At 43.1% G+C, this 14,518-nt stretch carries 13 protein-coding genes; 7 read left to right on the top strand and 6 right to left on the bottom strand.

Features of this window, described 5'->3' with window-relative positions:
• The first annotated feature begins 492 nt into the window (after positions 1-492).
• From AAEY80_RS01290 to glyA, 3 genes are all read left to right on the top strand, one after another.
• Positions 493-1,881: a GNAT family N-acetyltransferase gene (locus tag AAEY80_RS01290; protein WP_350587776.1), complete on the top strand. Its 1,389-nt coding sequence runs from the start codon at positions 493-495 to the stop codon at positions 1,879-1,881.
• 86 nt (positions 1,882-1,967) lie between these two features.
• On the top strand, positions 1,968-2,462 hold the full coding sequence (locus AAEY80_RS01285; RefSeq protein ID WP_350587775.1) for a chorismate--pyruvate lyase family protein: 495 nt from the start codon (positions 1,968-1,970) through the stop codon (positions 2,460-2,462).
• A gap of 488 nt (positions 2,463-2,950) precedes the next feature.
• A complete protein-coding gene (glyA, locus tag AAEY80_RS01280; protein ID WP_350587774.1) occupies positions 2,951-4,207 on the top strand; it encodes a serine hydroxymethyltransferase in 1,257 nt (418 codons plus the stop codon).
• A 69-nt stretch (positions 4,208-4,276) separates the two neighbouring features.
• On the opposite strand, the gene AAEY80_RS01275 is transcribed toward glyA, so the two are convergent.
• The 6 genes from AAEY80_RS01275 to AAEY80_RS01250 form a co-directional block, all read right to left on the bottom strand.
• Positions 4,277-5,332 carry a DUF262 domain-containing protein gene (locus tag AAEY80_RS01275; protein ID WP_025651677.1) on the bottom strand — a complete coding sequence of 352 codons (1,056 nt, stop codon included), beginning with the start codon at positions 5,330-5,332 and terminating at the stop codon, positions 4,277-4,279.
• On the bottom strand, positions 5,329-6,066 hold the full coding sequence (locus tag AAEY80_RS01270) for an FRG domain-containing protein (RefSeq protein ID WP_025651676.1): 738 nt from the start codon (positions 6,064-6,066) through the stop codon (positions 5,329-5,331). The genes AAEY80_RS01275 and AAEY80_RS01270 overlap by 4 nt, the downstream gene beginning before the upstream one ends.
• A 204-nt stretch (positions 6,067-6,270) precedes the next feature.
• Entirely contained in the window at positions 6,271-7,545 is a 1,275-nt protein-coding gene (gene gltS, locus AAEY80_RS01265) for a sodium/glutamate symporter (RefSeq protein WP_025651675.1), read from the bottom strand.
• A gap of 117 nt (positions 7,546-7,662) precedes the next feature.
• Positions 7,663-8,010, bottom strand: a complete 348-nt coding sequence (locus tag AAEY80_RS01260) for a barstar family protein (protein WP_173239117.1) — start codon at positions 8,008-8,010, stop codon at positions 7,663-7,665.
• Between the two features lies 1 nt (position 8,011).
• A complete protein-coding gene (locus tag AAEY80_RS01255) occupies positions 8,012-8,776 on the bottom strand; it encodes a ribonuclease domain-containing protein (protein ID WP_350587772.1) in 765 nt (254 codons plus the stop codon).
• 123 nt (positions 8,777-8,899) lie between these two features.
• Positions 8,900-10,201: a glutamate-5-semialdehyde dehydrogenase gene (locus tag AAEY80_RS01250; RefSeq protein WP_350587771.1), complete on the bottom strand. Its 1,302-nt coding sequence runs from the start codon at positions 10,199-10,201 to the stop codon at positions 8,900-8,902.
• Between the two features lie 560 nt (positions 10,202-10,761).
• Between AAEY80_RS01250 and AAEY80_RS01245 the strand changes: the two genes are divergently transcribed.
• From AAEY80_RS01245 to AAEY80_RS01230, 4 genes are all read left to right on the top strand, one after another.
• Positions 10,762-11,085 carry a hypothetical protein gene (locus tag AAEY80_RS01245; RefSeq protein ID WP_201582397.1) on the top strand — a complete coding sequence of 108 codons (324 nt, stop codon included), beginning with the start codon at positions 10,762-10,764 and terminating at the stop codon, positions 11,083-11,085.
• Positions 11,086-11,420: 335 nt separating this feature from the next.
• The gene (locus tag AAEY80_RS01240; RefSeq protein WP_025651670.1) at positions 11,421-12,221 is read left to right on the top strand and encodes an ABC transporter ATP-binding protein; all 801 of its coding nucleotides are present in this window, start codon (positions 11,421-11,423) and stop codon (positions 12,219-12,221) included.
• A gap of 344 nt (positions 12,222-12,565) precedes the next feature.
• Positions 12,566-13,366 (top strand): transporter substrate-binding domain-containing protein, encoded by an 801-nt coding sequence (locus AAEY80_RS01235; protein WP_025651669.1) that lies wholly within the window; start codon positions 12,566-12,568, stop codon positions 13,364-13,366.
• 89 nt (positions 13,367-13,455) lie between these two features.
• On the top strand, positions 13,456-14,394 hold the full coding sequence (locus AAEY80_RS01230; protein ID WP_173239120.1) for a transporter substrate-binding domain-containing protein: 939 nt from the start codon (positions 13,456-13,458) through the stop codon (positions 14,392-14,394).
• Positions 14,395-14,518: the final 124 nt, after the last annotated feature.

The raw sequence follows: 14,518 nt of genomic DNA, 5'->3' as shown, positions 1-14,518 counted from the left end.
ATTGTGATTCTCTACACAAAACTGGCTGACTAACAGCAGATTATAGTTGACCCACTATAGATCCAAGGCGATGTCAATCTCGCATAATGAACCAATTGTACTATTTTTATTCATATCTCATGTATACAAATTATATTAAGCTAATAATAGCCTTATTCTACCAGTCATGAGCGTTGATATCATCTTTTCTATACAATTACCGTTCTTTAAACCCTGTTTTTTGAGTCATCAGGTAACAGCAATTAATAGATATATCGTTCACCCTATCATTCATAAAAATAGTGTGCTCATTAGCTGAAAGCGCTCAATTAAAAATAGTACGGCTAGTTTCGTAAAGTCATCTACATTCGTGTGGCTGGCTTTTTTTATGCTATTTTGATATTAAGGCGTGCTACGTAATTTTCAAGAAATATGGCTATTTTTGCAAATTGTGACAGCAAAAGCGCTGATATTTGGTAGGCTAAACCCTTAAGAAAAAACAGTGTGGGTACTATGACTTTACAATATGCGCTACTCAGTGATACCAGTTGGCAGAGCCAAGCACAGTGGCAAGCGCCAGATACTCCTTTTATGTCATTTGATTTTTGGCAAGCGCTTAGTGATACTGGCGCAATTGGTGAGCGAGCAGGCTGGCTATCTATTTATATCTTGGTACATCGGGTAGAGGGTACTCAGAATGATGCTGTAGCAGAATCGGCTAAGTTGACAGAGGCAGCACTGGCAGACATAACGCATCCGGTAGCCGTCATGCCCGTGTTCATAAAAGGTCATCATCAAGGTGAGTTTGTATTTGACCATTCGTGGGCACAAGCTTATGCTCAATACGGTCTCGATTATTACCCACGTCTGGTGACAAGTGTCCCTTACACCCCGATTACCGGACAGCGCTTGTGGTTAGCAGAAGGCGAGAGCTTAACTGCAGACATTATAAAGACGGCGATTGCTGGCGTTGATGATGTCGCCCAGCAAGTAGGCGCGTCGGGCTGGCATGGATTGTTTGTCACAGATGAGCTGTCCTCGCTTGCTATCAACTCTATGCCGACTAAGATTGATATAGAAAAAGCGCTCGCCGCCCAAAAGAATGACTTAGCGAGCAAGCCTATTGGCTCGCCTATCGCTACGCCTACTACGACTATCATTGAAATGCCGATACTTGAGCGTCAAGGTTGTCAGTTTTTATGGCAAAATAAAAACCTTAGCCAAGACAGCCAGCTATTTATGGATTTTGAAGGATTCTTGGCGACATTAAAAGCCAAAAAACGCAAGACTATTCGGGCTGAGCGTCGCAAGGTCAGCGAGCAAGGCATTAGCTGTCAGCGTAAGTGTGGTAACGACATCACGGATGAAGACTGGCAAGCGTTCTATCATTGTTATGTGATGACTTATGCGGTACGTGGGCAAAAGCCATATTTGACCCTTGATTTTTTTATGGCGCTAGCCGACAGCATGCCTGAGCACATCATGTTGGCGCAAGCCATGGATGCCGATGGTGAAATCATCGCGAGTAGCTTATTCTTATACGATAAAGCGGACAGCGACAATGTTGATGATAATGCTACCTTGTACGGCCGCTATTGGGGCGCGCTCGGTGAGTATGATAGCTTGCACTTTGAGCTTTGTTATTATCAAGGGCTTGAGTTTGCTATCGAGCAAGGCTTAAGGTATTTTGATCCGGGCACGCAAGGGGAGCATAAGCTGGTTCGCGGTTTTATTCCAACGACGACGCACTCGCTGCACCGTATCTATGACCCACGTTTTGTGCCAGCGATTGCAGATTTCTGTCGCAAAGACCGACTATATATGGCGCAGTATCGTCAGCAAGCCTTTGACGCACTACCATTTAATGCCGATAATATGCCTCAGTTTGATGCCAATAAGTGATATTAATAAGTGATTGGCTTAACGTGCCCAGTAATAGCGAATTTGCAACCTTCCTCTATCTATATGTCCAACATTAGCTGTTAATTATGTCTAACAATCAATTGTCTTGTCTTGCCCATTTATCAGCTCCTACTGAGCTCTTGCCATGGCTCAATGCTGAAGGTTCTCTGACCGCGATGCTTGAGGTAAAGGCGGGTCAGCCGCTACGTGTCGAGCGTAGCTTTGAAGGTTATCGCTCATTGTCATTGGCACAAAAACGACAGTTAGGTGTACGAGGCGCTATGCTAAATCGTCCGATGCTGGCATGGGTACGCGAGGCGCAGCTATATGGTAATGGTGAGCAACCATGGGTCGAGGCACAGAGTATCTTTCCGTTACCCAGTCTCAAAGGGCGCGCCCGTCGTCTGCAACAGTTAAAAGGCACGCCCATCGGATATGTGTTGTTTAAGCGCAGTCGCACATTGCCCAATCAACGTTCTATCGAAAAAACGGCAGAGGGCTGGCAGCGGCAGACGCTGTATGATTGGTATGGGCGCAAAATACTGATTAGCGAAACGTTTTTAGCTTCATTTTTAAAATGAGCACACTCGTAGTATATAGTCAGACCAATATGAAAAAGATACAGCGGGACTGGGATAAGTTTTTTGCAGCCTCTGTCGGCGCAGGCACAGCAAGCCAGAAAAATTTATACCAGTTTCGCGTTATTAAACAATGTGTCAGTTTTATTTAGTATCGACTATAAGTTAGGATATTAATAAAAATATTGTTTTAACCGTATGGGTGAGCCGCCAGTAAATACTTTATTTTATTGGCTATTTATCTGCGTGATATAGCCATTTAAATTGCTCAGCTTGCTGTGAGGTTTTTTTGCGCTCGCAGTACAAATTTTCATGTTACACTTAATCTTTAGCGATGATATCGATGCATTTATATGTCGAATTTATTGCCTATAATGGACGAGTTAATAACAAGGCCAATTGCCTTTGCTTGCCTATTTTACCTCCTTTTACTACTCGCTTCTTTTTCATAAACACTACCATTAACGATAGCCACTACCTAGGACATCACTATGTTTAAAGATATTTCTATCAAAGAGTTTGATCCAGTACTTGCTGAAGCCATGGCCGCAGAAAGCGTTCGTCAAGAAAATCACATCGAGCTTATCGCTTCAGAAAACTATTGCTCGCAAGCAGTGATGGAAGCACAAGGCACTGACCTGACCAACAAATACGCTGAAGGCTATCCTGGTAAGCGTTATTACGGTGGTTGCGAGCACGTCGATGTGGTTGAGCAATTGGCCATCGACCGTGCAAAAGAATTGTTTGGCGCAGAATACGTCAACGTCCAGCCGCATTCTGGTAGCCAAGCAAACTCGGCTGTTTTCTTAGCATTATTAGACGCCAATGACACCGTGCTTGGCATGAGCCTAGACGCAGGTGGTCACTTGACGCACGGCGCGCACATTAACTTCTCAGGCCTGAACTACAACGCCGTACAGTACGGTTTGGTCGAAGGCACTGGCCTTATCGATTATGACGAAGTTGAGCGTTTGGCAAAAGAGCATAAGCCAAAGATGATTATTGCTGGTTTTTCAGCGTATTCACAAGTGGTCGATTGGGCGCGTTTCCGTGAAATCGCGGACGAAGTCGGCGCTTATTTACTCGTAGACATGGCACACGTGGCTGGTCTTATCGCTGGTGGCGTTTATCCGAGTCCAGTACCGTTCGCTGATGTCGTGACAACTACGACGCACAAAACCCTACGTGGCCCGCGTTCAGGTATGATCTTGGCTCGTGATGAAGTACTTGCCAAAAAGCTTAACTCTGCCGTATTCCCAGGCAACCAAGGCGGCCCGTTGATGCACGTTATCGCGGCAAAAGCGGTTTGCTTTAAAGAAGCGTTAGAAGATAACTTTAAAACCTATCAGCAGCAAGTGGTCAAAAACGCCCAAGCAATGGCAAAAGTTATCCAAGAGCGCGGTTATGAAATTATCTCTGGTGGTACTGAAAACCATCTAATGCTTATTAGCCTAGTTAAGCAAGAGATGACGGGTAAAGAAGCGGACAAATGGCTTGGCCATGCGCATATCACTGTGAATAAAAACGCTGTACCAAACGATCCAAAATCGCCGTTCGTGACGTCTGGTATCCGTATCGGTACGCCAGCGATTACCACTCGTGGCTTCAACGAAGCGCAAGCAAGTGATTTGGCAGGTTGGATTTGTGATGTGTTAGATAGCCGCGGTGATGAAGCCGTCGCTACTGAAGTACGCGGTAAAGTAGAAGCGATCTGTAAAGAATTGCCAGTTTATGCTAAAAATCAGTAAGTATTAATTATCGAATTTTAAGTTTCAAATGAAAAAACCGCTTAGCTGCATAGCTAGGCGGTTTTTTTGTTAATCAAGATTGAGATATTCGGAGAGTATTCTCAACCTTTCTCTAATGTTTGAAACATCATTGGTACCATGCTGAGAAAGCCTGTCATATTCAAGTAAATCATAGTCAGCATCTTCATATTTTATTTCTGCAAGCTTTCTATTATCTTTGACTGATTTATCAAACTCATAGAGTTCAACTCTTCGAATGTCTTTACCTAATTGAATGGATTTTTTAAACAGTAAGTAATAAACAACCATAATACCTTGAGTTCTCAGCAAGTCATCTTTATCAGAAAAAACAGTGTTCATATTTTCTAAGACACTTGTTACGTTAGCTTGGAAACAAGAAACCTCATCATATCTTTCTTTATAGTTTTTGACCATACTATCTAGATATACTTTTTTAGTATCAATTAATTTATTGTGTTCATGACTTGAAGTTTCAACAAGTAGAAATCTTGCAGAGACTTCCATGTGTTGATACCGTGAATTTCTGAATTTAACCTTTTTAATAAATAATGGATGTTGTGAGATTTCACGAATGGCCGATACCATAGCTCCCCCAAACGCATTTCTTTTTTCAGCAGAATTCAAGGGCACAGCTTCATTAAGTCTAGAAAACATATCTTCAATTAAGTCAATATCATCAGAGCTAACACCTATTATAGGTAGAACGAAAGAATCAAATTTTATTTTTATTTTTGGATGTTTTTGCGCTATATCTTGATAGGTCATTCCAGCTAATTTTAGACTTTCATCATCTTGATACTCAAAGTCATCAGATAATGGAAAACCATTATCCATAAACCACCAAATAGTTTCTAACCGCTGTCTACCATCAATAATAGAGTATTGTTTCCCTGTTTCTTTTTTTTCTTCTCTAGTGAATTTATGAAAATATATTTTAGGTATATCGTAATCATTAAGAATCGAGTCAATCAAAAGCTTTTTCTTCTCGAGAGTCCAAACGCTTCCGTTTCTTTGATACTCTGGTGATATTTCAATCTCATCTTTTTCAGAAAAAACTCTTAAAATTGTAGTGTTTTGCAGAGGGCTTGTTTCAATATAACTCATTTCATCTTATCCTTAAGTAATAGTCCAATACTAGAAAGCTCTGGGAAAAGAGAAAATCTATTAAAGCTTAATAGCTCTAACTCTTTTTTTAATCTCAACTTACTCTCTTTAGGTATCTTATATTTGAAAATTTGTTGGTTAATGTCGCAGTAATCTTCAAGTGGCTTATCTTTTAAATGATGAATAGTGAAAACGCCTTGTTGAGCTTGAATTCTAGCATTATTTCTAGTAGCTATTGTCGCAATAGGATTCATCTGTATACGAGAGTTTCTTAAGCTTTGGATTCCATAGTTTGTAAGATGAACATCATCAAAAGATGGAATATAATACTTATTTTCATCCTCAATATTTGCAAGTTTATTTAACTCGATGGGCTTAAGCATCCAAAGAGTACCATCACTGAGTAAGTGGTCTTCTTCAGATATTGCGAAATATAGAGAAGCTAAAGCACTTTCAGACCAATCTAGCAATCTAGTCTGCACTCCGTAATGCTGCATTAAAAACATCCAATCAAAATCGCTCTTAGGACTCGTATCTATAAGCATTGATGCGGATTGTTTAAACCTAGTTAGTAGTATTTCTTCGCTTATTTTCTTACTGCTACGAAATATTCCAGGTAGTAACTTCCAATCAAAGCAAGCCTCACCTCTAAACCATACATCTTCATCGTAATCACCAATATCTTGGTTTAAGTTTTCAATTAAGCTGCCAATTGATGTAATTTCTTTTTCCATGTTTTTTCCAGATTTCTATAAAACTTTGTTTAGATTCAATGCTCTGTTATCAGTATATCCTATAAGCTTTGAGTGTTAACAAAAATATTACTTCAGTGAAGGTAAAACTAGATCTAAGGAAGCCTGAATAACCAATAAAAAGGCTGGGCTACGATAGCGTAGCCCAGCCTTATTCAGGTTAATTCGACTTTATTGCTTATAAAATTACATAAACGGCAACTTGGTAAATATCTGCAAGATCGTCGCGTTGACGATATCAACGAAGAAAGCACCAACCATCGGCACAATTAAGAACGCTTTAGGCGAGGCCAAGTAGCGATCCGTTACCGCCTGCATATTGGCAATCGCCGTCGGGGTTGCGCCCATACCAAAACCACAATGACCCGCTGACAGCACGGCCGCATCGTAGTCCTTACCCATGACTCTAAAGGTAATAAAGTAAACATAGATAATCATAATCAAGGTTTGCACCAGCAAAATAATCAGCACAGGGCCCGCTAAGTCAGTCAACTGCCAGAGCTTCAATGATAACAGCGCCATCGCCAAGAATAGACTCAAGGACGCATTACCAATGACATCGATAGCACGGTCAAACATATCAAAGTTGAAGACGATAGTTAACGAGTTACGAATAATTACCCCAGCCGCTAGCGCCCATACGAACGTTGGCAGTTGGAACCAAGTGCCTTCTGCGACGATGGTCATTATGTCGGCGAAAGCTAAGGCCGCCGCAAACAGTGCTAATGATTCAATCGTAGATGAGGCGGTAATAAGGCGGATGTTATCAGGTTTTTCAAACATCTCTTCCTGTCTATGATCCCCATCTTCGGTATGTTTGGTGCTGTATAACGACTGTTCGCCAGCCAGTTTTTCGACATCGCTTGGGTTTGGATTAGCCGGAGTCGGTTTTAGACCAAGACGTTGAATCAAGCGACGAGCGACAGGTCCACCAATGAGACCACCGGCCACCAAGCCATAAGTGGCAACAGCGATACCAAGTGTCGTCGCACCGACCACGCCATACTCTTCTTCTAATACCACGCCCCAAGCCCCTGCCGTACCGTGCCCACCAGTGAGCGCGATAGAACCAGTCACCAGTCCAAGCAAAGGATCGAGTCCCAGTGCGCTCGCCATCGCGACGCCAACGACGTCCTGCAAAATGATAAACACCGAGACCACAACCGTGAAAATAAATAATGGCGAACCACCGGCTTTTAGTCGTCCAAAATCGGCACTGAGACCAATAGAGGCAAAAAACATCAGCATAGTCGCTGTTTGCAGACCTTGATGAAAGTTGAAACTGTAGCCCCAAATTAAGTTAAGCGCGTAAACAATCATCGCGGCGACCAAGCCACCCACGACAGGCTCTGGAATATTAAAATCCTCTAATACCTTGATTTTTTTAATCAAAAAACGTCCGAGTAATAGCACGAACGTTGCCAAGATCAGCGTGTAATATCCATTTAAAGTAATTTCCATGAGTTGATCCTTTTTACAAATATAAATTAACCTGAATGTAGGACAGAATCAGTGCTGTCTTACATTTAGGTTTTTTCAATAAGGCACTAAAGCATGTCATCGATGACACACCCCAAATTATTTATCTTTACTCGATACCACAATCCATAACTGCGGCTTACCAAAATCTCTATACGCATCTTCGATGATACTTTTAAATATAGTAAAGTCTTCAGTATTTATGTTTTTTACCCTTGTTAAATCAAGCTTTAACTGCGTGACCTCGCTATCGGTTAAGCAGTCCCATGCACTGTCCCAGTTATGCGAAAAGTAGCTAGGAAAATCACAGGCTTTAGCCAAACTGACTAAAAGTGCGCGCTTATCAAGCACCTCATCGAGTGGAATGTCGATAGCGTGTGCAGGAACAGAAGCGATGTCGTTAAGCTCGCTGTTGGCTGAGTCAATATAATAAATGGCGTCACTCATCTTAATTCACCTCCAGTTTGCTAAAGCTATCATAATGGTCCACCGTCAAATAATAAATGGTCGGCGGGTTGCCACCGGTGACAATGCGCCGCGCCCCGCGATGAGAAACGCTAGGAGTAGGGACGGTATATTCGTGATAGTAGCCTTGCGACTGAGCAGGTAGTAGGCCTTCGCGATTATAGAACGTCGTGCCATCTTTATTTGGATAGGGAAACGGCCCGCCTTGCTTTATCAGCGCAATGGTAGTGTCAATCTGTGCATCACCAGTAATGGCTGACGTCTGTGCTTGACCCGCTGCTATAGAGGAAGTCTGTGATATGGGCGTCGACTGAGTATTGTCAGCAAGAAGGGTGGATTTTAGATCGGCAAAGAAATAAACCGCTACCGCTATGATCGCAATCAAACTAAATAAAGTCGAGAGCGGGCTTTTTTTCTTTTGATGACCACGACTCTTTTTAACATTATTATTTTGAGTCGTGTGGCGTTTATGCTGCTGGCGGTCTCGTTCAGTATTATTGGAGGAGCGGGCAGCAGGTGTGATGTCTGAGGTTTCTAAAATACTTAAGTCCCTAGAAGTAACTTCAGTGGCGCGTAATTGGTTTTTGTCATTACGCTGACTATTAAAGTAAACGCGCTGACCTTCACCGATGGGCTGTGACAAGCGCACGATACTCACATGAAAAAACACGTCTTCGTTTTGATCGTCTACATCGATAAAGCCGTAGCCTTTATCTTGATTCCAGTGCTTAATTTTGCCACTTTGCATCAGTATGTCGTCCTCTAAGCTTCCTGTTTTTATAACTCATAAAAAACGCCAGCAATTAAGCTGACGTTTTTTTTGGATTATACGTTAATTTAGACGGTAGATGATAGGGCGGGGCGCAATAAATTAGGCGCGTGTCTCACCATGACCATAAACGATCCATTTTTGTGAGGTCAAACCTTCTAGTCCAACAGGACCACGCGCATGAATTTTGTCGGTTGAGATGCCAATCTCTGCACCCAGACCATATTCAAAACCATCAGCAAAGCGGCTAGAGGCGTTAATCATCACGCTGGCTGAGTCTACTTCGCGGATAAAACGCTGCGACTTGGTGTAATTATCCGTAATGATGACGTCGGTATGATGACTGCCGTGAGTATTGATGTGTTCGATGGCCTCATTAATGCCTGATAATACTTTGATCGCTAAGATAGGCGCAAGGTATTCGGTATCCCAATCCTCAGCAGTTGCGGCAGATAAATGACCAGCAAGCTTAGCGTTGTCACTTAAGATGGCTTGCGACTTGTCATCAAGACGTAGTTGCATGGCATCATCGGCTTGAATAATAGCTTCAGCGATTTTTGGTAATAGCTCACCCGCGACTGATTCATCGACCAAGAGGGTCTCCATGGTATTGCAAGTACCATAGCGATGGGTTTTGGCATTGACGCTGACTTTGATAGCAATCTCAGGATCGGCATCACTGTCAATAAAGGTATGGCAGTTACCATCTAGATGCTTAATCACAGGAACTTTGGCATCGCGGCTAATACGCTCAATCAAACCCTTACCGCCGCGTGGCACGATTACATCGACATATTCTGTCATCGTAATCAGCTCGCCGACAGCAGCGCGATCGGTCGTTTGTAGTACTTGCACACTGTGCTCAGACAGTCCGACTCTTTTTAGACCTTCTAAGATACATTTGGCGATTGCTTGGTTGGATTCGAATGCTTCAGAACCACCGCGCAATATAATCGCATTGCCCGACTTTAGAGCAAGAGAGGCGGCTTCCAATGTGACGTTAGGACGCGACTCATAAATCATACCGACCACGCCGAGTGGTACACGCATTTTGCCCAAATGAATCCCTGATGGCTGGTAAGTCATGTCAGTGACTTCGCCGATAGGATCAGGTAACGCCGATACGTCTTTTAAACCTTGTAGCATACCGTCGAAGCGCGCATCGTTTAGCTCTAGACGGTCAAGCAAGGCGGCGTCTAAGTTGTTTTTTCGACCATTGTCCATATCGATTTTATTGGCAGACAAAATATCCTGTTTGGCGTTCAGAAGGACGTCATAAATCGACATCAAAGCGGCATTTTTGTCACCCGTATTGGCCGCAGCTAAAGCACGTGATGCGGCGCGCGCTTGTTTGCCAACAGATTGCATATAGGCGGTAACGTCTGTGGTGTTCGATTGACTCATAAATCTTTTTCCTTATATTTCTAATTTAACGATTCGTAGACTAAGTAATGACAGACACTCAATTTTTATCAAAGGGTTACTTTTGTCAAATAACTGCTTTGATCAAATAATCGCTTTTATCAAATGATCAGTTTTATTAAATCATTATTTCTATTAACTGATTAAAAGTAACAAAAATAACTAAAGTAGCTGCAAAAATACCTAAAAAGGCAGAAAAACTGCCAAATATCATCAATAGTCTACAAAAAATGCTTTTGAGCGCGGTTATAACGCTATGCCATTTAACATAGAGCAGATTAGGTCGATAGTAAAGTTGAATTTGTGAACAGAACCCGCTTTACAAAGCGCTTATAGAGGTTTTTTATAGCGAGGTGGTTGTAATTGCTAACCTAAAATAAAACGATATGAGTGTCATTACAAAATGAATTGATAATTACGTGTTTTTAACAGAACTGCGCTGCAATTACTAAGGACGCCAGTGTCGATGGTCAGTATAGTCATTACTAAGTCTACAAATTGTTGACTATCAATTTATCGATTAACGAGCATGGAGAAGGACAATGGCTATCATTAATGACAAGAATGACAAGGGTAAAAAATGGTTGTATGCCACGCTAGCCGCTGCAACCTTAATGCTAGGCGCTTGTGCTGATAAAGAAGCAACAACGGCTGAGGCCGGTACCGCGACTGACGCCCAAGTCGAAGTCGAGCAAGGCGCCACTGGTGTCTCAACGGCTGACAAAGCGACAGAAAATGATATAGCCATTGCTAGTGCCGACGATGAGGCTATGGCAGTGGGCAATAAAGATGATGTGGCTGTCGCGACTGCTGATGACGACGTATTAGACGGCTCTGAACAACAAGAGCACGTCTCAACCTATTAAATGAGTACGTCAAAAATCGTCTTAAGACGTCAGGTTGAAGTATGATGACTCGATGCTCAGATAAAACAACGTCTTGTACGCTAAAGTGATAAAATAAAGCCCAGCGCTTAAATGCAGTCTGGGCTTTTTTGTGCCAGTCATTTATTGGCTGATTCATGAGCCAATGCTGTGCAAAGTTTGCGTTTTCTCTGCATTATAGGAGACAATACCTCTCTTATGGCACATCAGTCATCGCGCTATCATATAAAGCGGTCTATAGAGCATTGATTTATACTATATATAGTGCTGTTTTTTATTCTCGTATTCACTCATATTTATTGGAAGTCTGCTGAACCATGCTTGATATTGCAAAAAATCCGACTCGGCCTATCGCCTTAGATTTACAAGACGTCCATAAAAGCTATGGCTCATTGGCAGTACTAAAAGGGGTGTCGCTCACCGCCTATGATGGTGATGTGATCTCTATTTTAGGCTCGTCTGGCTCTGGTAAATCTACCTTATTGCGCTGTATTAATCTGCTTGAAAAGCCCAATCAGGGTCGTATCATCATTGGTAACGACGAGCTGATGTTAAAGCCCAGTAAATCAGGTGAGCTTCAAGCCGCAGATATCAAGCAATTAGAGAGTTTGCGTGCGCGGGTGGGCTTCGTCTTTCAGAACTTCAACTTGTGGCCACACAAAACGATTTTGCAAAACATCATCGAAGGGCCAACGCAAGTTTTAAAGATTAAAAAAGATCAAGCCATTAGCGATGCTGAAAAACTGCTCGATAAAGTGGGCCTGCTGGATAAAAAAGACGCTTATCCTGCCAATTTATCCGGTGGTCAGCGCCAGCGCGTCGCTATTGCCCGTGCCCTTGCTATGCAGCCACGAGTATTATTGTTTGATGAGCCAACGTCAGCGTTAGATCCAGAGCTGGTGAATGAAGTACTGGCAGTCATGCGTGAATTGGCAGAAGAGGGGCGCACCATGCTAATCGTCACTCATGAGATGCGTTTTGCCCGTGAAGTCTCCAGCCAAGTCGTATTCTTACATCAAGGAATCGTTGAAGAGATGGGTACGCCCGAACAAGTCTTTGACAATCCTACCTCTGAGCGTGTCAAAGACTTTATGGCATCGCATCGTCAACACCTATAACCACTGACGCTTGACCAATAATATTTAGCCAATGACATTTAGAATGATGATGCATTCCGATAAAATGCATCGTCGCTCATGGTGATTAAGCTTTTATTGCACATGGGCTTATGCTGCGCAAACTGCTGATTGGTAAGTACCGTTGACCATTTATTACCCAATAATAACAGTCGGTATGCAAAACGTTTGTTTTTGATATTTTACTCAGGTATTATCAAAAGGTTGACAGGCGGTCGTTAATAACGGTTGCTTGCATTTTCTGCTATCTATATTGCTTGTCTGGCAGGGAAGTCAGAGAACAAAATATCAGAACCCTAAAAAACCCATTAGAACTTAAGGAATGTATGATGTCGAATTCTCGCCTATTATGGTCATCGATGACCGTCACTGCAGCGTTAATGCTGAGTGCTTGTAGTCAACCTGCTGATGAAACGGCTGCTACCAACGCCGATGCGCCAGCAGCAGAAACGGCTGGCAAAACCATTCGTATCGCAACCGAAGGCGCTTACCCTCCTTTTAACTACACCAATGCCGATGGTACGCTGGCCGGTTTTGATATTGACGTTGCCAATGCCCTGTGTGATCAGATGCAAGCCAAATGTGAAATCGTTGCCCAAGATTGGGACGGTATCATTCCGGGTTTGTTGGCACAAAAGTATGATGCTGTGGTCGCTGGTATGTCTATCACCGCTGAACGCCAAGAAAAAGTCGATTTCAGCGAGCCCTATTTTGCCAATACTATGGTATGGCTGACCGATACCAAAGGCAGCTTTGATCCGATGGCAATCAAAAACCTAACCCTTGGCGGTCAACGTTCAACGACGCCAGGCGCGTACCTACAAGACAACTATGAAGGCAAAGACGGCAACACCGTCAAGCTTTATGACAATTATGACAATGCTTATTTGGATCTAAAATCTGGACGTAGCGATGCGGTATTGGCTGAAAAAGTCTCAGCCAAGTCATGGTTAGCAGACAATACTGAAGGCTTCGGCGTCGTTGGTGATGAGATTGATAACGACGATAATATTGCTATTGCTGTCCGTAAAGGCGACCCACTCAGAGACGAATTTAACAAAGCGCTTAGCGAAATCCGTAGTAATGGTGAGCTGGCACGTCTTGAGCAAATTAACTTTGATCAGTAAGCGTTGATGAATATGCTTTAACGAATAAGCGTCGATCAACGAATAGTGGGTTAATACACGGCTGGTAAATATATTAAGGAATAGCAAACATGACCATTTCAATGACATCATTAATGACCAAAAAAGCCTTTTGGCTTGCGCCGCTCAGCGCTGCCATGCTAATGCTAGCAGGGTGTAATAATAGCTCAGCACCAACAGACAGTGCCGAAGCTGATGCGGCAACTGATACACCGTTGAACATCAAAATCGCCACCGAATCAAGCTATAAGCCTTTTAGCTACACAGATGCCGATGGCAAACTGATCGGCTATGAGATTGAGCTGGTCGATGCACTATGTGCGCAAATGAAAGCAGAGTGTGAAGTCATCTCCCAAGATTGGGATGGTCTGATTCCGGGACTGAATGCACAGAAATTTGATGCGGCCATCGCAGGGATGTCAATCACCCCTGAGCGTAAAGAAGTCGTGGAATTTAGCGACCCTTACTTCCACAGTGGCATCATCTTAATCGGTAAAAAAGGTGATGATATCAGCGTAGAAGCTCTCAAAGGCCAGCCCGTCGCCTCACAGCGCTCAACGGTTGCGTCACAGTACTTGCAGGACGAACATGCCGATGCCGATGTCAAGCTTTATGATACTCAGGACAACGCTTATCTAGATCTCACCTCAGGTCGTGTACGTGCGATGATGTCTGATAAAGTAACGGGTATTGACTGGCTAAAAACGGAAGCGGGCAAAGACTACGAAGTCAAAGGTCAAGAGATCAGCACCAATGATGACGCCATGGGTATTGCCTTCCGTAAAGGCGATCCACTAGTTGCCAAATTTAACGCAGCATTGGCAGAGCTAAAAGCCAATGGCACCTATGATCAAATCACTGGCAGCTATTTTGGTACTAGCACAACGGCTGCTGCACAAAAAACAGCCGCTAATGGTAGTGTTGAGCAAGTGGTTGTCGTTGATGAAGGTAATGTCGATGCCAATGCAGTGATTGCTGAAGAAGAACAAACAGAAACGGCAACCAACTAGGACGAGTTTGGCCTAGGGCATGTCCTAATATGAGACACGCCCTAATAAAAGGCAGGCGTTGTTTTACTAAGCTGTTTTCTACTGTATAAATATCAAGGATGATCATGAGCCACTATCTTATCCC

The sequence above is a fragment of the Psychrobacter sp. 78a-MNA-CIBAN-0178 genome (genome assembly GCF_040309625.1).
In the GTDB taxonomy this organism is placed as follows: domain Bacteria; phylum Pseudomonadota; class Gammaproteobacteria; order Pseudomonadales; family Moraxellaceae; genus Psychrobacter; species Psychrobacter okhotskensis.
This window is presented reverse-complemented; position numbering and strand designations above follow the sequence as displayed.

What these genes read in the sequence shown, in the direction of transcription:
- AAEY80_RS01290 (WP_350587776.1), top strand. Translation starts at nt 493, where the DNA reads ATGACTTTACAATATGCGCTACTCAGTGATACCAGTTGGCAGAGCCAA.
- AAEY80_RS01285 (WP_350587775.1), top strand. Translation starts at nt 1,968, where the DNA reads ATGTCTAACAATCAATTGTCTTGTCTTGCCCATTTATCAGCTCCTACT.
- glyA (WP_350587774.1), top strand. Translation starts at nt 2,951, where the DNA reads ATGTTTAAAGATATTTCTATCAAAGAGTTTGATCCAGTACTTGCTGAA.
- AAEY80_RS01275 (WP_025651677.1), bottom strand. Translation starts at nt 5,332, where the DNA reads ATGAGTTATATTGAAACAAGCCCTCTGCAAAACACTACAATTTTAAGA.
- AAEY80_RS01270 (WP_025651676.1), bottom strand. Translation starts at nt 6,066, where the DNA reads ATGGAAAAAGAAATTACATCAATTGGCAGCTTAATTGAAAACTTAAAC.
- gltS (WP_025651675.1), bottom strand. Translation starts at nt 7,545, where the DNA reads ATGGAAATTACTTTAAATGGATATTACACGCTGATCTTGGCAACGTTC.
- AAEY80_RS01260 (WP_173239117.1), bottom strand. Translation starts at nt 8,010, where the DNA reads ATGAGTGACGCCATTTATTATATTGACTCAGCCAACAGCGAGCTTAAC.
- AAEY80_RS01255 (WP_350587772.1), bottom strand. Translation starts at nt 8,776, where the DNA reads ATGCAAAGTGGCAAAATTAAGCACTGGAATCAAGATAAAGGCTACGGC.
- AAEY80_RS01250 (WP_350587771.1), bottom strand. Translation starts at nt 10,201, where the DNA reads ATGAGTCAATCGAACACCACAGACGTTACCGCCTATATGCAATCTGTT.
- AAEY80_RS01245 (WP_201582397.1), top strand. Translation starts at nt 10,762, where the DNA reads ATGGCTATCATTAATGACAAGAATGACAAGGGTAAAAAATGGTTGTAT.
- AAEY80_RS01240 (WP_025651670.1), top strand. Translation starts at nt 11,421, where the DNA reads ATGCTTGATATTGCAAAAAATCCGACTCGGCCTATCGCCTTAGATTTA.
- AAEY80_RS01235 (WP_025651669.1), top strand. Translation starts at nt 12,566, where the DNA reads ATGATGTCGAATTCTCGCCTATTATGGTCATCGATGACCGTCACTGCA.
- AAEY80_RS01230 (WP_173239120.1), top strand. Translation starts at nt 13,456, where the DNA reads ATGACCATTTCAATGACATCATTAATGACCAAAAAAGCCTTTTGGCTT.